Origin of the sequence: Streptomyces flaveus (assembly GCF_014647675.1) — a bacterium.
Taxonomy (GTDB): domain Bacteria; phylum Actinomycetota; class Actinomycetes; order Streptomycetales; family Streptomycetaceae; genus Streptomyces; species Streptomyces flaveus.
The window spans coordinates 287,449-305,779 of record NZ_BMPQ01000006.1 but is presented as its reverse complement, the minus strand read 5'-3'; the positions used below and the strand labels follow the sequence as shown (position 1 = coordinate 305,779).

Annotated in this window: 18 protein-coding genes; 13 read left to right on the top strand and 5 right to left on the bottom strand. The window is 69.9% G+C overall.

Annotated elements, in window-relative coordinates:
* The first annotated feature begins 13 nt into the window (after positions 1-13).
* From IEZ21_RS15725 to IEZ21_RS15700, 6 genes are all read left to right on the top strand, one after another.
* Positions 14-721, top strand: a complete 708-nt coding sequence (locus IEZ21_RS15725) for an LPXTG cell wall anchor domain-containing protein (protein ID WP_189322493.1) — start codon at positions 14-16, stop codon at positions 719-721.
* Positions 722-828: 107 nt separating this feature from the next.
* Complete coding sequence (locus IEZ21_RS15720) at positions 829-1,785, top strand: COG1470 family protein (RefSeq protein ID WP_189322595.1); 957 nt, start codon at positions 829-831, stop codon at positions 1,783-1,785.
* Complete coding sequence (locus IEZ21_RS15715) at positions 1,782-2,936, top strand: hypothetical protein (protein ID WP_189322492.1); 1,155 nt, start codon at positions 1,782-1,784, stop codon at positions 2,934-2,936. The genes IEZ21_RS15720 and IEZ21_RS15715 overlap by 4 nt, the downstream gene beginning before the upstream one ends.
* An 83-nt stretch (positions 2,937-3,019) precedes the next feature.
* Positions 3,020-4,315 carry a hypothetical protein gene (locus tag IEZ21_RS15710; protein ID WP_189322594.1) on the top strand — a complete coding sequence of 432 codons (1,296 nt, stop codon included), beginning with the start codon at positions 3,020-3,022 and terminating at the stop codon, positions 4,313-4,315.
* Positions 4,316-4,676: 361 nt separating this feature from the next.
* Entirely contained in the window at positions 4,677-5,354 is a 678-nt protein-coding gene (locus IEZ21_RS15705; RefSeq protein ID WP_033323225.1) for a response regulator transcription factor, read from the top strand.
* Positions 5,355-5,422: 68 nt separating this feature from the next.
* Positions 5,423-6,703 carry a sensor histidine kinase gene (locus IEZ21_RS15700; RefSeq protein ID WP_189322491.1) on the top strand — a complete coding sequence of 427 codons (1,281 nt, stop codon included), beginning with the start codon at positions 5,423-5,425 and terminating at the stop codon, positions 6,701-6,703.
* Between the two features lie 20 nt (positions 6,704-6,723).
* Here the strand turns inward: IEZ21_RS15700 and IEZ21_RS15695 are convergent, their stop codons facing one another.
* On the bottom strand, positions 6,724-7,281 hold the full coding sequence (locus tag IEZ21_RS15695) for a GtrA family protein (protein WP_189322490.1): 558 nt from the start codon (positions 7,279-7,281) through the stop codon (positions 6,724-6,726).
* A gap of 194 nt (positions 7,282-7,475) precedes the next feature.
* Here IEZ21_RS15695 and IEZ21_RS15690 point away from each other — a divergent pair, with 194 nt between their 5' ends.
* Genes IEZ21_RS15690 through IEZ21_RS15680 form a run of 3 tightly spaced genes read left to right on the top strand, consistent with a single transcriptional unit; the run spans position 7,476 to position 10,355 of the window.
* Complete coding sequence (locus IEZ21_RS15690) at positions 7,476-8,615, top strand: 5-(carboxyamino)imidazole ribonucleotide synthase (RefSeq protein WP_189322489.1); 1,140 nt, start codon at positions 7,476-7,478, stop codon at positions 8,613-8,615.
* Positions 8,612-9,163, top strand: coding sequence for a 5-(carboxyamino)imidazole ribonucleotide mutase (gene purE, locus IEZ21_RS15685; RefSeq protein WP_189322488.1), 552 nt, complete (start codon positions 8,612-8,614; stop codon positions 9,161-9,163). Before IEZ21_RS15690 ends, purE begins: the two co-directional genes overlap by 4 nt.
* Before the next feature lie 4 nt (positions 9,164-9,167).
* Complete coding sequence (locus IEZ21_RS15680; protein ID WP_189322487.1) at positions 9,168-10,355, top strand: dipeptidase; 1,188 nt, start codon at positions 9,168-9,170, stop codon at positions 10,353-10,355.
* On the opposite strand, the gene IEZ21_RS15675 is transcribed toward IEZ21_RS15680, so the two are convergent.
* Entirely contained in the window at positions 10,352-11,611 is a 1,260-nt protein-coding gene (locus IEZ21_RS15675) for a class I SAM-dependent methyltransferase (RefSeq protein ID WP_189322486.1), read from the bottom strand. The genes IEZ21_RS15680 and IEZ21_RS15675 overlap by 4 nt on opposite strands.
* Positions 11,612-11,632: 21 nt before the next feature.
* On the opposite strand from IEZ21_RS15675, the gene IEZ21_RS15670 reads away from it, so the two are divergent.
* From IEZ21_RS15670 to groL, 3 genes are all read left to right on the top strand, one after another.
* Positions 11,633-12,439, top strand: a complete 807-nt coding sequence (locus IEZ21_RS15670) for a polysaccharide deacetylase family protein (RefSeq protein WP_189322485.1) — start codon at positions 11,633-11,635, stop codon at positions 12,437-12,439.
* A gap of 403 nt (positions 12,440-12,842) precedes the next feature.
* Positions 12,843-13,151, top strand: a complete 309-nt coding sequence (groES, locus tag IEZ21_RS15665) for a co-chaperone GroES (RefSeq protein ID WP_033323236.1) — start codon at positions 12,843-12,845, stop codon at positions 13,149-13,151.
* 103 nt (positions 13,152-13,254) lie between these two features.
* On the top strand, positions 13,255-14,880 hold the full coding sequence (gene groL, locus IEZ21_RS15660; RefSeq protein WP_033323238.1) for a chaperonin GroEL: 1,626 nt from the start codon (positions 13,255-13,257) through the stop codon (positions 14,878-14,880).
* Positions 14,881-14,986: 106 nt separating this feature from the next.
* On the opposite strand, the gene IEZ21_RS15655 is transcribed toward groL, so the two are convergent.
* From IEZ21_RS15655 to IEZ21_RS15645, 3 genes are all read right to left on the bottom strand, one after another.
* Positions 14,987-15,694: an ester cyclase gene (locus IEZ21_RS15655; protein ID WP_189322484.1), complete on the bottom strand. Its 708-nt coding sequence runs from the start codon at positions 15,692-15,694 to the stop codon at positions 14,987-14,989.
* Between the two features lie 132 nt (positions 15,695-15,826).
* Positions 15,827-16,600, bottom strand: a complete 774-nt coding sequence (locus IEZ21_RS15650) for an SDR family NAD(P)-dependent oxidoreductase (RefSeq protein ID WP_189322483.1) — start codon at positions 16,598-16,600, stop codon at positions 15,827-15,829.
* Between the two features lie 77 nt (positions 16,601-16,677).
* Positions 16,678-17,343 carry an MOSC domain-containing protein gene (locus tag IEZ21_RS15645; protein ID WP_189322482.1) on the bottom strand — a complete coding sequence of 222 codons (666 nt, stop codon included), beginning with the start codon at positions 17,341-17,343 and terminating at the stop codon, positions 16,678-16,680.
* Positions 17,344-17,423: 80 nt separating this feature from the next.
* Between IEZ21_RS15645 and IEZ21_RS15640 the strand changes: the two genes are divergently transcribed.
* A complete protein-coding gene (locus tag IEZ21_RS15640) occupies positions 17,424-18,320 on the top strand; it encodes a LysR family transcriptional regulator (RefSeq protein WP_189322481.1) in 897 nt (298 codons plus the stop codon).
* Positions 18,321-18,331: the final 11 nt, after the last annotated feature.

The window sequence follows — 18,331 nt, the reverse complement described above, 5'->3', positions numbered from 1 at the left end:
GAATGAGGGGACCGTGTCATACCGGACGTACCAGAAACGAACCGCCGCGCTCGCGTTCGCCGCGGCCCTGGCCGGCTCGGCGGTGCTGATGGCCGCCCCCGCAGCATGGGCCGAGGTCGTCGACGTCGAGTACAACTGCAAGACGCCGATCGGTGACAAGTCCGCCGTCTCGCCCATCGACATCAAGAGTGCCGAGAGCGGCAGCGGCTACAAGATCACCATGTCCTGGCAGAAGGGCGTCTCGTCCAGCCCGGTGGAACTGGGCAAGGGCTCGATGAACCCGAGCGCCACCATCAAACTGGGCGGCGCCGAGAGCGGCACGCTCACCGTGAAGGGCCCGGCCAACGCCGAGGCCATCCCCGCCAACACCCCCATCAAAATCAGCGACTTGAGCGGTACGTACACGCCGTCCAAGAGCGGCAAGGTCACCTTCACGCCGGGCGTGCTCACCATCAAGGCGCTCGGTACGACGACCACCTGCGAGCCCGGCAACAATCCGGGGCCCGCGCTGAGCCTCGACGTCACGGCCGCGGGTGGTGGCGGTTCGTCGGAGACCTCACCCGAGGGCGGCACCGAGAGCGGCGCGGACTCCGGCGCCGAGCTCCCGCAGACCGGCCCCGAGGACTCCGCGATCGCCCTCGGCACGCTCGGCGGCACGGTGCTCCTCGCCGGAGCGGCCGGGGTCCTGTGGCTGACCCGAAGGAACCAGGCGCCGCGCTGACCTGCGCGGTTTCTTGTACGACCCGTACGCCCACCCGCCAGCCCGACCACCGCCCCTCGAGGAGCGCTTCGCGCGCACCTTCTGGTCTGGAGCCGCCTGTGACATCCGTGCAGTCCGCCGCCCGTGGCCTCTGTGTCCTCGTCCTCGCCGCCGTCGCCTTGCTCTGCGTCGTACCGACCGCCGTGGCCGACGAGGGCTGGTCCGTCGTGCCCTCGGCGGGCGGCCGGGACGGGCGGCCGTACTTCTACGCGGAGGGCGCGCCCGGTGCGGTCCTGCAGGACACGGTGTCGGTGATCAACCCGGGCGAGGAGCCGCTCACCGTACGGCTGCGGGGCGCTGACGCCGACAACAGCCAGGAGGGCGGCGGCTTCGCGCTGCGGGCGAAGCCGCGTGACACCGGCTCGTGGATCACCTTCGCCGAGAAGACCGTGAAGGTGCCTGCGCGGACGCGTGCCGACGTTCCGTTCACCATCGGCGTTCCCGAGGGCGCCATCCCCGGCGACCACCCCGGCGCGATCGTCGCGAGCGGCGGCGGCCGGTCCGCGGCCGTACGCGTTCAACTGCGGGTCGCCGGCCCGACCCTTTCCGCGCTCACGGTCGAGGATGTGGCCGTACGGGACGGCCGCATCTCGTACGACCTGGTCAACCGCGGCAACACCGTACTGACCCCGAAGCTCGCCGTACGCGCCGACGGACTGTTCGGCGAGGTGCTCGACCGCGCCCCGCGCACCCTCCCCGTCGAACTGCTCCCCGGCCGCCGTGTCACCCTCCGCGAGCCCTGGCCGGACCGGCCCGCGTTCGACTCGGTCGACGTGAGACTCACGGTCACGGCGGCGGGCGGGGCGCACGACGAGGCGGGCACGGCGGCGCGGTTCGTGTCGTGGGGAGCGGTCGCGGGCCTGGCGGGCGGGCTCGTGCTGTGTGCGGGCGGTGCCGTTTGGTTCGTACGACGTCGAAGGCGCACCGAGGAGTCCGGCGAGCCCGGTGGGCCTGGTGGACCCGGTGGACCTGATGGGCCCGAACAGCCGCGTACGGAAGTCGAGTTGACGGGAGCGGTGACGTGAGCGGGAAGGTGCGGATTCCGGCGTTGGTGGTGGCGGTGCTCGCGCTGCTCCTGCTCCCCCTGGGCGGGGCGGCTACGGGCGCGGACGGGAAACCGGAGGTCAAGCTGTCCAAGTCCCAGGCGGGGACGGGCGGTTCGATCACGGTGACCGGCTCCGGATGGCGGCCGGACACCCTCCTCATGATGCTGATCTGCGGTCGGTCCTCACCCGACCGGGGCGTGCTCGGCGGCACCAACTCCTGTGCCAACGCGGACGGCCGCGCCGTCACCACGGACGAGAAGGGCGCGTTCAGCAAGAAGCTGCCGGTCGTCGAGCCGCCGCAGCCGTGCCCGTGCGTGGTGCACGTGGCGACCGTGACCGGTCAGAAGGCGGACGCGGACGCGGCGTTCCTGGTAGCAGGGCACGAGGTCGAGCCCCTGCCGAAGGAGGACACCAGCGGACGGCTCTCGGTGCTCACCGACACCCGGCTCGACGGATCGAACGGTGTGCTGACCTGGTTCGGCGCGCCGCCGTCCCGCGACTTCGTCTTCACCGTCGGCAACGTCGGCTCCTCCGCCGTCAAGGATCCCGTCTTCCAGGTCGGCACCTCCCACGGCGTGTTCGCCCCGCAATGGGAGGAACAGCAGTGGCGCGGCACCATCGAGCCCGGGAAGAAGGCGCAGATCGAACTGCCCGTCGAGCTGTCGGCCGGCGCACACGGCGACTACACGGTCTCGGTGAAGTACGGCGGCAAGGTGCTCGCCGAACAGCCCTGGGGCGTGGGCCGCCCCTGGGGCGTGACGCTCTTCTGGATCCTGCTCTTCGTCGTCGTACCGGCCGCCGTGTTCCGGATCGGGATGGCCGTGGTGGACCGCGTACGTCCGCAGGGCAGGTCCAGGCCGGCCGGTCGCTGGGGCTCCCGCCCGAGGAGCGGTGGCGGGCACGCCGGTCCGCGCCGGAGTCTGCGGCTGCCCGAAGTCACCGTACGCATGCCGAAGTTGAGCCTTTCGTCCACGGCGTCGTCCCCCCACGCAGACGCCGACAGCGACACCCGTACGAACCCGACCTTGCCGTGGTTCACCCCGGACACCGATCCGGGAGCCGAGGCCGGTCAGCTCTCCACACCGCAAGAGAACAGCCCTTCGACCCCCACCAGAAAGGGAAACTCGTGAGGACGCAACGGAGAGTCCGGCCGACAGACGGCGGCCTTGGGGCGCAGAAGCGCCCCAGAGCGAGCGCGGCCGGAGTCGCGCTGATGCTCGGCGGCGCGGGCATCCTGCTCGGGGCGGCCGCGGTGCCCGCCCAGGCGGCCGAGGTGTCGTACAAGACCGAGTGCGTACCGCCCGCGATCTCCGGGATGGACCCGGTGCAGGGCACGACCCAGGTGGAGATCACCGCGCCCGCCGAGGCGAAGGTCGGGGACGAGGTGCAGATCACCTGGAAGTTCGTTCAGGCCGCCTCCAAGAACCCCGACATCATCGACCTGGAGAAGGACACCGTCCAGCCGACCGGCACCCTCAAGGCGGGCGGCGCGCAGACCGGGGACATCGCGATGGAGGGGCCGCGGCAGAACCCCGCCATCCCGAAGAACAGCGACATGAAGCTCTCCGACATGAAGGGCACGCTGAAGCTGACGGCGGCCGGAGAGGTCACGCTGACCCCGGACGCGTACAACGTCAACGTCAACAAGCCGGTGTCCGCGGACACCAAGTGCACGCCTACGGAGGCGGTGAAGTCGGCCGCGACGATCAAGGTGAGCGGGGGTGACTCCGGCGGGACGACGGGCGGGCTGCCGACGGAGGTCCCGACGGACCTGCCGACCGGGAGCGCTCCGCCGTCCTCTCCCTCCGATCCCTCCGAGAGCGCGACCGGGGGTGACAGCGGGGGATCGTCGGACTCCGGCGGATCCGGTGGCGGTCAGACCGAATTCACGGGCAAGGAGGTCGAGATCCCGTACGAGTGCAAGACGCCGATCGGAGACAAGAGCGCGACCTCTCCCGTGCAGATCGACGCCAAGAAGGACGGCGGGAACTTCGGGCTGACGGTGCAGTTCAAGAAGTCGGTCATGGACAGCCCGGCGGACATTCCGGCGGACTCGGTGAAGCCGTCGATGGAGGTCGCGCTGGGCGGCGCGGACAAGGGCACGGTGCGGGTGGAGGGCCCGACGAACCCGGAGCCGATCAAGTCGGGTGACCCGATCGAGATCCCCGACCTGACGGGCACGTACAAGCCGGGCGCGGACGGCGAGTCGACGCTCTCGCCGGGCGTTCTGACGGTGGAGGCCCTCGGCACGACGACGACGTGTACGCCGGCCAAGAGCGAGGTTTCGCTGACGCTGGACACCTCGTCACAGCCAGGTGGCGCCGCGGGCGGCTCGGGCTCTTCCGGTTCCGGTACGTCGGGTGCGGGTCCCGCGTCCTCGGGCGGCGGTCTCGCGGACACGGGGTCCGACGACAACGGGCTGCTGCGGGCGCTTGGGCTGTTGGCGGGGACGACGATTTTGCTGGGCGGGGCGGTGTTCACGTTTATGCCGCGACGTCGCATGCGTTAGCGCTCCGCTGGGGGCGGTTTGAAGCTGCGGGTTGAGTGTGGCTGGTCGCGCCGTTCCCTGCGCCCCTTAGGTGGGTGGGGGGTGCGGGGCCGCGGTCCGGTGCGTCAGCCCGTCGCAGGGCGGGCATACGACCCTGGCCTGGTACAAGGCCCTGGTCCTCCGAGACCGAAGCTAAGCGACGGGCATACGACGCACCGGCCCACGACCCCTCCCGCCGGTGGAAGGGTGCGGGTGCGTGGGGGCGTTTTCTGCCGGTGGGCAAGTGCGGGTGCGTTGGGGTGCGGGCTTTTGGTTGGGGCCTGAGCAGAGAGATCTCGATCTTCCCTCACGATGGTTGTCCACAGCGGACTACCATCAGTCCATGACCCGAGTACTGCTCGCCGAGGACGACGCGTCCATTTCGGAGCCGCTGGCCCGCGCCCTGCGCCGGGAGGGTTACGAGGTCGAGGTGCGCGAGGACGGCCCCACCGCGCTCGACGCCGGTATTCAGGGCGGCGTCGATCTGGTCGTGCTCGACCTCGGGCTGCCCGGCATGGACGGACTGGAGGTGGCCCGTCGGCTGCGCGCCGAAGGCCACACCATCCCGATCCTCATCCTGACCGCGCGCGCCGACGAGGTGGACACCGTCGTCGGCCTCGACGCGGGTGCCGACGACTACGTCACCAAGCCGTTCCGTCTCGCCGAACTGCTGGCCCGGGTCCGGGCCCTGCTCCGGCGTGGTGCCGCGGAGCCGCAGCAGCCGCCCGCCACGCACGGGGTGCGCATCGATGTCGAGTCGCACCGGGCGTGGATGGGTGACGAGGAACTCCAGCTCACGGCCAAGGAGTTCGACCTCCTGCGGGTGCTGGTGCGGGACGCGGGGCGGGTCGTCACGCGTGACCAGCTGATGCGCGAGGTCTGGGACACGACGTGGTGGTCTTCGACCAAGACCCTGGACATGCACATCTCGTGGCTGCGCAAGAAGCTCGGCGACGACGCGGCGAATCCGCGATACATCGCCACGGTACGAGGGGTCGGGTTCCGGTTCGAGAAAAGCTGAACCGCTGCGGGTTCGTCGTGGCTGGTCGCGCACACTGGACTTCGTAAACCAGCTGCCCGGAGGGCCCCGTGCGTCGCCGTCTTATTCAGTCCACTCTTGCCGTGGTCCTCGTCGTGATCGCCGTGTTCGGTTTCTCGCTCGTCATCGTCGAGACCCGGACTATCAGTGCCAGCGCCCAGGAACGCGTGGACCTGGAGGCGCTGCGGCTGGCGAGCATCGTCGACAGCCGCATCCTCGGTGACGAGCGGATCAGTGCCGAGATCCTTCAGGACCAGGTCGCGGACAACCGGTATGCGCGGATCGTGATTCCGGGGCGGGATCCGATCGAGATCGGCACCAGGCCCACCGGTGAGGTCATCCAGTCGAAGGAGGCGCAGGGCGAGGAGGGCGAGACGGTCATGATCGAGGAGCCGCGTTCCTCGGTCACCCGCGAAGTCGGCCGTACGCTCCTGATCATCGCCGCGGTCGCCCTGCTCGCGGTGATCGCCGCCGTACTGCTCGCCGTACGCCAGGCCAACCGGCTCGCCTCCCCGCTGACCGACCTCGCGGAGACCGCCGAGCGGCTCGGCTCCGGGGACCCGCGACCGCGCCACAAGCGGTACGGAGTGCCGGAGCTGGACCGCGTCGCGGACGTGCTGGACGGCTCCGCCGAGCGCATCGCCCGGATGCTGACGGCCGAACGCCGGCTGGCCGCCGACGCCTCCCACCAGCTCCGTACGCCCCTCACGGCCCTGTCCATGCGCCTGGAGGAGATCACCCTCACCGACGACCCGGACACGGTGAAGGAGGAGGCGACGATCGCGCTCGGCCAGGTGGAGCGCCTGACGGACGTGGTCGAGCGGCTGCTCACCAACTCCCGTGACCCCCGCACCGGCTCCGCCGTCACCTTCGACCTGGACGAGGTCATCAACCAGCAGCTCGCGGAATGGCGCCCCGCCTACCGCAGCGTGGGCCGCGCCATCGTCTGCTCGGGCAAGCGGCATCTGCACGCCGTGGGCACCCCCGGAGCGGTGGCCCAGGTGCTGGCCGCCCTGATCGAGAACTCGCTCATGCACGGCGGCGGCACGGTCGCCCTGCGCACCCGCGTCACCGGCAACCAGGTCGTGGTCGAGGTGACCGACGAGGGCCCGGGCGTCCCCGCCGAACTGGGCGCCCGGATCTTCGAGCGGGCCATCAGCGGCCAGAACTCCACGGGCATCGGCCTGGCCGTGGCCCGCGACCTGGCGGAGGCCGACGGCGGCCGGCTCGAAATGCTCCAGGCCCAGCCTCCGGTCTTCGGCCTGTTCCTGTCGCGTACGCCGAAGAAGCGGCCGTCGGCGGGTCAGGAGTCGGAGCAGACGGTGAGATAGCCGAACGCCGGGTCCCTGGGTCAGCGCATGCGTGTGAACTGACGTGTCGGGCGGTCCTCCGTCAGGAGGGGATCCGGCGTCAGGAACGATTCGGCACTGGCCACGGTCTCGCGGGCCGGGAGCGCGCGGAACACCCAGGTGCGGTAGGACCAGAAGCGGAACAGGGTCGCGATACCGATGCCGACGAACTTGAAGACGTTGTTCTGCAGGGGGCTGTCGAAGCCGAGGCCGTACGTGGCGGCGTACAGAACGCCGTTCTCGATCACCAGGCCGACCGCGCTGAACAGCAGGAAGAGCGAGAGTTCCCGGGTGCGGCCGCTCTTGTCGCGGTCGCGGTAGGTGAAGTAGCGGAACCCTATGTAGTTGGAGACGATCGCCACCATCGTGGCGATCACACTGGCCCGCACGACCTGCAGGTCCGTGGTGTTGCGTACGAGGTTGAAGACGAGGAGATTGACCAGCAGCCCCATGCCGCCGACCGCCCCGAACTTGGCGATCTCGCGCGTCAGCCGGTCGATGCGCCGGCGTACCGCGCTGTGCGGCGCGGCACGTGCACCGCGTGAATCACCTTTGCCCATGGTGTCGCCCAGCCCCCGTCTCGTCGGATACGCCAACTTCGTCAACCTTCGTCGACTCGACCATGCTATCCAGCCCTGCCGGTCCAGTCCTGGGCAGAGCCGGAAGATGTGGCCAGTGCGTGACGAGCATGCGGAAGTTTCGGTGATCATGCGCGCGGCAAGGAGCGGCCCGGGGCGCCCGTTACCCTGGGTGCGTGACGTTCCCGGTAGTCGGCATGGTCGGCGGGGGTCAGCTCGCTCGTATGACGCACGAGGCTGGCATCCCGCTCGGCATCAGATTCAAGCTCCTCAGTGACACTCCCCAGGACTCCGCGGCGCAGGTCGTCGGCGATGTCGTCATCGGCGACTATCGCGATCTCGACACGCTGCGTGACTTCGCGCGGGGCTGCGATGTGATCACCTTCGATCACGAGCACGTACCCACCGAGCATCTTCGGGCCCTGGAGGCGGACGGCATTCCCGTACGCCCCGGCCCGGACGCGCTCGTACACGCCCAGGACAAGGGTGTGATGCGCGCGAGACTCGACGCGATCGGGGTGCCGTGTCCACGCCACCGGATCGTGAGCGATCCCCAGGACGTGGCCGCGTTCGCGGAGGAAGGCGACGGCTTTCCTGTTGTCCTCAAGACCGTCCGCGGCGGCTACGACGGCAAGGGCGTATGGGTCGTACGGTCCGTCGAGGAGGCCGAGGATCCCTTCCGCGCCGGTGTCCCGGTCCTCGCCGAGGAGAAGGTCGACTTCGTACGGGAACTCGCCGCGAACGTCGTCCGCTCGCCCCACGGCCAGGCGGTCGCCTACCCCGTCGTGGAGTCGCGGCAGGTCAACGGCGTCTGCGACACGGTGATCGCCCCGGCCCCGGACCTCCCCGCCGAGCGGGCGCTCCAGGCCGAGCAGCTCGCCCTGAACATCGCCAAGGAACTCGACGTCATAGGCCACCTCGCCGTCGAACTCTTCGAGACCCGCGACGGCCGCATCCTGGTCAACGAACTGGCCATGCGCCCCCACAACTCAGGCCACTGGTCCCAGGACGGCGCGATCACCTCCCAGTTCGCCAACCACGTCCGCGCGGTCCTCGACCTGCCCCTGGGCGACCCGCGTCCGCGCGCGAAGTGGACGGTCATGGTGAACGTCCTCGGCGGCGACTACCCCGACATGTACTCCGCGTACCTGCACTGCATGGCCCGCGACCCCCAGCTCAAGATCCACATGTACGGCAAGGACGTGAAGCCCGGCCGCAAGGTCGGCCACGTCAACACCTACGGCGACGACCTGGCCGACGTCCTCGACCGCGCCCGTCACGCAGCCGCCTATCTGAGGGGAACGATCACGGAATGAGCACCTCGGCAGAGTCTTCGGAGGGTCCCGTCGTAGGCATCGTCATGGGCTCGGACTCCGACTGGCCCGTCATGGAAGCGGCGGCCCAGGCCCTGGACGAGTTCGAGATCCCGTACGAGGCCGATGTCGTCTCCGCGCACCGGATGCCGCGCGAGATGATCGCGTACGGCGAGGAGGCGGCGGACCGCGGCATCAAGGTGATCATCGCGGGTGCGGGCGGGGCCGCCCATCTGCCGGGCATGCTCGCCTCCGTGACCCCGCTGCCCGTGATCGGCGTGCCCGTGCCGCTGAAGCACATGGACGGCATGGACTCGCTGCTGTCGATCGTGCAGATGCCCGCCGGAGTGCCGGTCGCCACCGTGTCCGTCGCCGGGGCCCGTAACGCCGGACTGCTCGCGGCCCGCATCCTCGGCGTCCACGACGAGGAACTCCGCGGCCGTATGCGGGAGTTCCAGCAGGAGCTGAACGACCAGGCGTCGGAGAAGGGCAAGCGGCTGCGCGCCAAGACCGAGGGCGTGGCGGGCTTCGGCTTCGGTTCGGGGAGCTGAGGGCGTGGCGCCGACGACGTCCCTGGACGAAGCCCGGGAACTGCTGCGCCAGTTCCCGGTCGCCGACGGGCACAACGACCTCCCCTGGGCCCTGCGCGAGCAGGTCCGCTACGACCTCGACGCCCGCGACCTCGCCACCGACCAGAGCGCGCACCTGCACACGGATCTGCCGCGGCTGCGCGCGGGCGGCGTGGGCGCCCAGTTCTGGTCGGTGTACGTCCGCTCGGACCTGCCGGAGCCCGTGCCCGCGACGCTCGAACAGATCGACTGCGTACAGCAGTTGATCGCGCGCCATCCGGCGGACCTGAAGGCCGCGCTGACGGCCGCCGACATGGAGGCGGCGCGCGGCGAGGGGCGCCTCGCCTCGCTGATGGGCGCGGAGGGCGGCCACTCGATCGCGAGCTCCCTCGCCACGCTACGGGCGCTGTACGCGCTGGGCGTCCGCTACATGACCCTCACCCACAACGACAACATCCCCTGGGCGGACTCCGCGACGGACGAGCCGGGCGTGGGCGGTCTGTCGGCCTTCGGCCGCGAGGTGGTCCGGGAGATGAACCGCGAGGGCATGCTCGTGGACCTCTCGCACGTGGCCCCGACGACGATGCGCGACGCCCTCGACACGACCGTCGCGCCCGTGATCTTCTCCCACTCCTCCTCACGCGCGGTGTGCGACCACCCCCGCAACATCCCCGACGACGTACTGGAACGTCTGCCGGCCAACGGCGGTGTGGCGATGGTGACGTTCGTGCCGAAGTTCGTCCTTCAGGCGGCCGTCGACTGGACGGCGGCGGCGGACGAGAACATGCGCGAGCACGGCTTCCACCCCCTGGACACCACGTCGGAGGCGATGAAGGTCCACCGCGCCTTCGAGGACGCGCACCCCCGCCCGGTCGCCACGGCCGCGACGGTCGCCGACCACCTGGACCACATGCGCGAGGCCGCCGGAATCGACCACATCGGCATCGGCGGCGACTACGACGGCACGGCCTTCACCCCCGACGACCTGCACGACGTCTCGGGCTACCCGAACCTCATCGCCGAACTCCTCAGCCGCGGCTGGTCGAAGCCCGACCTCGCCAAGCTGACCTGGCAGAACACGGTACGGGTCCTGGGAGCGGCGGAGGACGTGGCACGGGACGAGCGCTCCCGCAGGGGTCCGTCGAACGCGACACTGGCGCAACTGGACGGCTAACGGTCGCTGGAGACGGGATGCCCGATCAGCATCGTCGGGGCACCCCGTACCCGCGTCAGGAACACCGTCGCCGAGTTCGGCCCCCGCGGCTTCACCTTGCGGCGGAGTTCCTCCGGCTCGACCGCCGAGCCGCGCTTCTTGACGGTCAGGGTGCCGACTTCGCGCTCTCGGAGCAGCGCCTTCAACTTCTTTAGGCTGAAGGGAAGTTGGTCGGTGATCTCGTAAGCGGTGGCGTACGGGGTCGGGGTCACGGCGTCCGCGGTGACGTACGCGATCGTCTCGTCGAGCAGTCCGCCGCCGACCTCCTCGGCGACCTCCGCGACCAGGTGGGCGCGGATGACGGCACCGTCGGGCTCGTACAAGTACCGCCCCGGCGGCCGTACTTGAGGATCGGGCAGCCCGCGGCCACGCAGGCTGCGCGGCCCGGGCAGCAGGGTGGCGCGCACGAGCCCGGGTTCGGTGCCGAACCACAGCACGGCCTCCTTCACGTCCCCGGAATCCGAGACCCACTCGGCCTCGGCGTCGCCCGGGATCGCCTCATGCGGAATCCCGGGCGCGATCTTGAGCGCGGCGCGAGGCGCCTTGAGAGCCGCCTCGACGGCCCAGGAGAGGGGCGGCGAGTAGGCCTCAGGATCGAAGACGCGGCCCCGCCCGCCACGCCTGGCAGGGTCCACGAAGACCGCGTCGTACGAGGACGTGTCGACCGCCGTGACATCCGCCTCCCGTACGTCGATCAGGTCGCCGAGCCCGAGCGCGTCGGCGTTCGCACGGGCCACCGCGCAGGTCAGCGGATCGCGATCGACGGCGAGGACACGTACCCCTGCGCGGGCGAGGGCGATCGCGTCCCCGCCGATGCCACAGCAGAGATCGGCGACGGACCGTACGCCGAGCTCCGTGAAACGCTCCGCCCGGTACGCCGCGACCGTCGCCCGGGTCGCCTGCTCGATCCCGTTCGCGGTGAAGAACATCCGCCCGGCGTCCGCGCTCCCGAACTTCCCCACCGCCCGCTGCCGCCACCGCGCCTGCGCGATCGCCGCGGACACGAGCTCGGCGGGATGCTCCCGCCGCAGCCGCGTGGCCACGGCCAACTCCTGCGCCGGCTCGACCTCCCGCACCTCGTCGAGCAGAAACCGTCCGCGTTCGGTGAGCAGCGCGGCGAAGGAGGCCAGGGGGTCGTGATCGTCCACGGCCCCATTGTGGGCCAGTCGGTGGATGGTGCGCGCCCGGTGGCGGTGTCGGGGGCTCGTACGGTTCATGGCCTGTGAGGATCCGGGGCCATGCGATCAGTACGACAAGATGGCAGAACCGGCTTCCGCCGCGCCCTGGCCGCAGCCGTACTCGCGTCCGCACTGCTCGCCGCCGGCACCACCGGCTGCGCCCGGCCTGTCGGCCCGATCGAACGGCTCGACAAGAAGGCGAAGTCGACGGTACGGGCCCACAGCACCCCGGCCGCGACGTACCGCCGCTGGGGCCTTGTCGCCCCGCTCGCCCCGGCGCCGAAACCACAGGCCCGCCCTGCCGTACGCCCCGCGGGTCCGGGTCTGCCGCCCGTCGTCGCCCGCGTCCCCACCCGCGACAAGGTGGTCTTCCTGACCTTCGACGACGGCGCCGAGCGGGATCCACGGTTCGTCGACATGGTCCGCGAACTGCGGCTGCCGGTCAGCATGTTCCTCACGGACAGTGTCGTCGGACCGGGGTACGCGCACTTCGGCCGCCTGCGCACGGTCGGCGCGAGCGTCCAGAACCACACCCTGGACCACCCCTACCTGCCCGGCCTCCCCTACGCAGGCCAGCGCACCGAGATCTGCGGCCAACAGGACAAACTCAAGCAACGCTTCGGAATCCGCCCCCGCTTCTTCCGCCCCCCGTACGGCGCCTACAACGACGACACGCTCCGAGCCGCCGCGGACTGCGGACTCACGGCGGTGGTCCTGTGGAGCGATGTGAACCGCCTACGACCGGGCGACATCCTCCACTGCCCCGAGGGCCAGAACGGCGCCACTCTCACGGAGACGACGACCAGATTGCTGCACCGCATCCAGGAGCAGGGCTTCACGGTGGCAAGGCTGGAGGACTACCTCTGAGGCTTTCTGTGGGGCCCGGAGGCGGGGCTGGGGCGCAGTCAACGCGCACTCTCCAGCTGAGCCCAGGCACTCTCAGCCCGTCGTGGGGGTCCCCCCGCTCGAGCGAAGCCGAGAGTGGGGGAGTTTGAGGACGAGGCCGCAAGGCCGATACGGGGGTCTGGGGGCGGAGCCCCCAGGGGACGGCGACACCAACGCAGAGTGCCCAAAACACCGCGCCACGCCGGAGGCGATTGGCACTCCGCTTGACCGAGTGCTAATCGCAGTCATAGTCTCAGGTCTGGCACTCCCCAGTGGAGAGTGCCAACAACGCGACGGGCAGGTCCGGCACCCGCGACGACGGATCGACCTGGTCGCCACCTCAGACAGTTAACCCCGTGAGATCTCCGAAGGGGGAGGTCGGATCGTGACGACCGCCAGCTCCAAGGTTGCCATCAAGCCGCTTGAGGACCGCATTGTGGTCCAGGCCGTCGAGGCCGAGCAGACCACGGCCTCTGGCCTGGTCATCCCGGACACCGCGAAGGAGAAGCCCCAGGAGGGCGTCGTCCTCGCCGTGGGCCCGGGCCGTTTCGAGAACGGCGAGCGCCTGCCGCTCGACGTGAACACCGGTGACATCGTGCTGTACAGCAAGTACGGCGGCACCGAGGTGAAGTACAACGGCGAGGAGTACCTCGTCCTCTCGGCTCGCGACGTGCTCGCGATCATCGAGAAGTAATTCACCCAGGTTTGCTTTGAACTGCGCCCCTGGCCCCCGCGACCACTAAGAAGCCGGGCGCCGGGGGCGCAGTTCGTATTTCTGAAAGGACTGACTCAGCTCCATGGCGAAGATCCTGAAGTTCGACGAGGACGCCCGTCGCGCCCTCGAGCGCGGCGTCAACAAGCTGGCCGACACGGTCAAGGTGACCATCGGCCCCAAGGGCCGCAACGTCGTCATCGACAAGAAGTTCGGCGCGCCCACCATCACCAACGACGGCGTCACCATCGCCCGCGAGGTCGAGGTCGAAGACCCGTACGAGAACCTCGGCGTCCAGCTGGTGAAGGAGGTGGCGACCAAGACCAACGACGTGGCGGGTGACGGTACGACCACCGCCACCGTGCTCGCCCAGGCGCTGGTGCGCGAGGGCCTGCGGAACGTCGCCGCCGGCGCGTCCCCCGCCGCCCTGAAGAAGGGCATCGACGCGGCCGTCGCCGCGATCTCCGAGGACCTCCTTGCGACCGCCCGTCCGATCGACGAGAAGGCCGACATCGCCGCCGTCGCCGGGCTTTCCGCCCAGGACCCGCAGGTCGGCGAGCTGATCGCCGAGGCGATGGACAAGGTCGGCAAGGACGGTGTCATCACCGTCGAGGAGTCCAACACCTTCGGTCTCGAGCTGGACTTCACCGAGGGCATGGCCTTCGACAAGGGCTACCTGTCGCCGTACTTCGTGACGGACCAGGAGCGCATGGAGGCCGTCCTCGACGACCCGTACATCCTGATCCACCAGGGCAAGATCTCCTCCATCCAGGACATGCTGCCGCTGCTGGAGAAGGTCATCCAGACCAACTCCTCCAAGCCGCTGCTGATCATCGCCGAGGACGTCGAGGGCGAGGCCCTGTCGACCCTGGTCGTGAACAAGATCCGCGGCACGTTCAACGCGGTGGCCGTGAAGGCCCCCGGCTTCGGCGACCGCCGCAAGGCGATGCTCGGCGACATGGCCACCCTCACCGGTGCCACCGTCATCGCCGAGGAGGTCGGCCTCAAGCTCGACCAGGCCGGTCTCGACGTGCTGGGCACCGCCCGCCGCGTGACCGTCACCAAGGACGACACGACGATCGTCGACGGCGGCGGCAAGTCCGACGACGTCGCGGGCCGCGTCAACCAGATCAAGGCCGAGATCGAGACCACGGACTCCGACTGGGACCGCGAGAAGCTCCAGGAGCGCCTCGCGAAGCTGGCCGGCGGCGTCTGCGTGATCCGCGTGGGCGCGGCCACCGAGGTCGAGCTCAAGGAGAAGAAGCACCGCCTGGAGGACGCCATCTCCGCGACCCGCGCCGCGGTCGAGGAGGGCATCGTCTCCGGTGGTGGCTCCGCGCTCGTCCACGCCGCGAAGGTCCTCGAGGGCAACCTCGGCAAGACCGGCGACGAGGCCACCGGTGTCGCCGTCGTCCGCAAGGCCGTCGTCGAGCCGCTGCGCTGGATCGCGGAGAACGCGGGCCTCGAGGGCTACGTGATCACCTCCAAGGTGGCCGAGCTCGACAAGAACCAGGGCTTCAACGCCGCGACCGGCGAGTACGGCGACCTGGTCAAGCAGGGCGTCATCGACCCGGTCAAGGTCACCCGCTCCGCCCTGGAGAACGCCGCCTCCATCGCCTCCCTGCTCCTGACGACCGAGACCCTGGTCGTCGAGAAGCCGGCCGAGGAGGAGCCGGAGGCCGGCGGCCACGGCCACGGTCACTCCCACTGAGCGCTGACGAACGGTAGGGCGGTACGTCCCTGACGACGCCCGGCGAAAGGCCCGGTACCCCGAACTCGGGGTACCGGGCCTTCGCGCTGCCGACCCGGACGCCGACCTAGATCTCGAGCCGGTCGAGCGCCCCGAGCTGGGCCATCAGCCCCAGCCGGTCGTACTGCCACCAGCCCTCGACGATCTTGCCGTCCTCCCGGCAGCGGAAGACGGTCGTCCCGGTCATGCCGACCGTCCTGCCGGTCGACGGAATCCCCAGGAAGTCACCCTTGTGGGTGCCGTTCCAGGTCCAGCGCGTACAGACCCGGTCGCCCTGGGTGATCTGGTCCTCGACGGTGAACGTGAAGTCGAACGCTCCGCGCCACATCCCCATCTCGCGCCGCATCGCGTCGAGTCCGATGGTGTCCTGGTCGTTGGCAGGATCGTGGTCGTGGTAGTTCTCCGCGATCAGGTCGTTGAGCGGGGGCAGTTCACCCTTCGTGCCGATCACCTCGAAGAGCCTGCGGATATTCGCCGCGTACAGCTGCTCGTCCCGTACGACATCCAGGTCCGTGAACGTCGGCATCTCCTCGCAGAGCGCCACCAGCTCGCGGAAGACCTCGTCCGTCTCGGGCAGATTCGAGTTCCGCATCGCCTCCTCGTACGACGGGAACTCGACGATCTCGATGATGTGCGACGCGTCGGACCGGTCCTTGCCGATCAGACTGTGCGTCGCTGTCCGCTTCCCCTTGGTCCGCTCGACCCAGGTGTCCATGAGCCGGTTCATCTCGTCGAACCGATTCGTCTTGCAGTCGATGAGTTGCACAAAGGTCATGACGTCGCCTCCAGTCCCCCTGACTCCGGCTGAATACCCCATTTTAGTGAAAATCGCTCAGGGGTGTCTTAGTTGAATGAGCGACTTGAATGGGGGAGTCGAATTGAGGTGGCTGAATGCGGCGACAGGGCGCTACTGCGGCCCGTACTTCCGTCCTGCCCTCGAGCTGACCCCGCCGAGCAGTCCCCGTGGGGCCACCTTCATCACGCCCATGAGGGCCTTGTACCGCGGGTCCGGGATGGACACCGTCTTGCCGCGGGCCAGGTCCGCAAGCGCCGTCGCGACGAGTTTGTCGGCGTCGAGCCACATCCAGTTGGGGATGCTGTCCGTGCCCATCCCGGCCCGCTCATGGAACTCGGTGCGCACAAAACCGGGGCACAGCGCCATCAGCCGGACCCCGGACCCGGCCAGATCCCTCGCCGCGCCCTGCGTGAACTGCACGACCCACGCCTTGGACGCTCCGTAGGTGCCGCGCGGCAGGAAGGCGGCCACCGACGCGACGTTGACGACACCCCCGCGACCGCGGTCCCGCATGGACTCCGTCGCCGCCGAGGTCAACCGGAGCACCGCCTCGCAGTGCACCTTGAGCATCTTCAGCTCGTCCGCCATCGGTACGTCCAGATAGCGGCCCTTGTTGCCGAAGCCGGCGTTGTTGACCAGCAGGTCGACCGAGTTCTTACGGTCCGAGAGGCGGCCGGCCACCGACTCGATGCCGTCGTCCGTCGCCAGGTCCGCCGCCAGCACCTCCGCCTCGATGCCGTGCCGGTCGTGCAACTCGGTCGCCTGCTCACCGAGCCGCTTCTTGTCACGCGCCACCAGCACGAGGTTGTGGCCGTCGGAGGCCAGGTGCCGTGCGAAGGCGGCGCCGATGCCCGCGGTCGATCCCGTAATCAGAGCCGTTGTCATGGCCCAAGGTTATTGAGTGGTCGCCTGCTTGAGAGCACTGGAGTCCCGGATTCCGCCCCTGCCGGAATGACGCCCCGTCAACTCTGCCGCGCCATATAGGCCCGCGCCGTCTCGATCGCCTCCGGATGCAGCGCGTCGCCCGCCGCGAGCAGCCGCGGCAGCAGCTCCCGCTCGGTCGTGACCGCACGGAACTGGAAGGAGACGGTCACCTCGTGGTCCGGCCGGTGCGCGATCTCGATCGGATCCCCGGCGCGTATCTCCCCGGGCTCGATCACCCGCAGATACGCGCCGGGCGCCCCCTTCCGCGTGAACTGCCTGACCCAGCCCTTCTCCCCGAGATGGCCCTGGAAGGTGGTGCAGGGAATCCGCCCACAGGTGACCTCGAGCACGACCTCCGAACCGATCCGCCAGCGCTCCCCGATCTTCGCGCCGGACACATCGAGCCCCTTCGTGGTGAGGTTCTCGCCGAACGCGCCGCTGGCCAGAGTCCGCCCCAACTCCCGCTCCCAGTCGTCGAGATCCTCGCGCGCGAAGGCGTACACGGCCTGGTGATCCCCGCCGTGGTGCCGCGTGTGACACACGGCGTCCCCGGCCACCCCACTGGCGCCGATCCCCTTGGGCCCGGGCGCCGCCACCCGCACCGGCCCGTCCACCGGCCGCTTGTCGATCCCGGTCAGGCGCTCGGGCTGATCCGTGTGCTCGCTGACCTTGGGCCGGCCCAGATTAAGAGACAGAAGCTTCATATCGGCACGCTAGGCGATGAACTACCAAAGGCGCGACGCAATATTCAGCAACGTATCCAAGATGCGCTTATGCTCGGCACGTGATCGAGGCCCGTCATCTCCGCGTCCTGCGCGCCGTGGCCGCCACCGGCTCCTTCTCGGCGGCGGGGCGTGAGCTGGGCTGCACCCAGCCTGCCGTCAGCCAGCAGATGAAGGCCCTCGAAGCCTCCGTCGGTACGCCGCTGCTGATCCGCACGGGCCGCGAAATGCGCCTGACGCAGGCCGGCGAGGCGCTCGTGCGCCATGCCGCGGGCATCATCGCCGGCCTCACCGCAGCCGAGGAGGAGGTCGCCGCGATCGCGGGCCTGCGCGCGGGCCGGGTCCGCCTGGTCTCGTTCCCCAGCGGCAGCTCCACGCTCGTACCGACCGCGCTCGCCGCCCTGCGCGCCGCACACCCCGGCACCCGGGTCTCCCTGGAGGAGGCCGAGCCGCCGCACTCGGTCGAGATGCTCCGCGAGGGCGACTGCGATGTGGCGCTGGCCTTCCGGTACGAGGGCGCAAGTGGCGCCGAGGAGTGGGACGACCTGGTGGTACGGCCCCTGCTCAGCGACCGGCTCGTCGGGCTCGTACCGGAGGGGCACCGGCTGGCTCGTGCGGAGTCGGTCGCCATCGGCGAACTCGCCGGCGACCCGTGGATCGCGGGCTGCCCCCGCTGCCGCGGCCAGCTCGTCGAGGTCTGCGAGAGTGCCGGCTTCACGCCCCGTATCGACTTCGCGACCGACGACTATCCAGCGGTGGTCGGCCTGGTCGGCGCGGGTCTCGGCGTCGCCGTCCTGCCGGAACTCGCCATCGAGTCCGTACGCCCCAAGAGAGCCCGCACGGTGACGGTGGAACCAGCGCTCCGGCGGGAGATCGTCGCGCTCACGCTGCCCGACCTGGCCCGAGTGCCCGCGGTGGCGGCCACGCTGGACGAGCTGACCCGCGCCGCGGCGCGCTGAGAACAGCGCGT

Bases quoted from the DNA above. Each gene is read 5' to 3' on its own strand.
- IEZ21_RS15695 (WP_189322490.1), bottom strand. From the start codon at position 7,281: ATGGGCAAAGGTGATTCACGCGGTGCACGTGCCGCGCCGCACAGCGCG.
- IEZ21_RS15650 (WP_189322483.1), bottom strand. From the start codon at position 16,600: ATGACAACGGCTCTGATTACGGGATCGACCGCGGGCATCGGCGCCGCC.
- groL (WP_033323238.1), top strand. From the start codon at position 13,255: ATGGCGAAGATCCTGAAGTTCGACGAGGACGCCCGTCGCGCCCTCGAG.
- IEZ21_RS15655 (WP_189322484.1), bottom strand. From the start codon at position 15,694: ATGACCTTTGTGCAACTCATCGACTGCAAGACGAATCGGTTCGACGAG.
- IEZ21_RS15710 (WP_189322594.1), top strand. From the start codon at position 3,020: ATGCTCGGCGGCGCGGGCATCCTGCTCGGGGCGGCCGCGGTGCCCGCC.
- IEZ21_RS15675 (WP_189322486.1), bottom strand. From the start codon at position 11,611: ATGAACCGTACGAGCCCCCGACACCGCCACCGGGCGCGCACCATCCAC.
- IEZ21_RS15705 (WP_033323225.1), top strand. From the start codon at position 4,677: ATGACCCGAGTACTGCTCGCCGAGGACGACGCGTCCATTTCGGAGCCG.
- purE (WP_189322488.1), top strand. From the start codon at position 8,612: ATGAGCACCTCGGCAGAGTCTTCGGAGGGTCCCGTCGTAGGCATCGTC.
- IEZ21_RS15670 (WP_189322485.1), top strand. From the start codon at position 11,633: ATGCGATCAGTACGACAAGATGGCAGAACCGGCTTCCGCCGCGCCCTG.
- IEZ21_RS15645 (WP_189322482.1), bottom strand. From the start codon at position 17,343: ATGAAGCTTCTGTCTCTTAATCTGGGCCGGCCCAAGGTCAGCGAGCAC.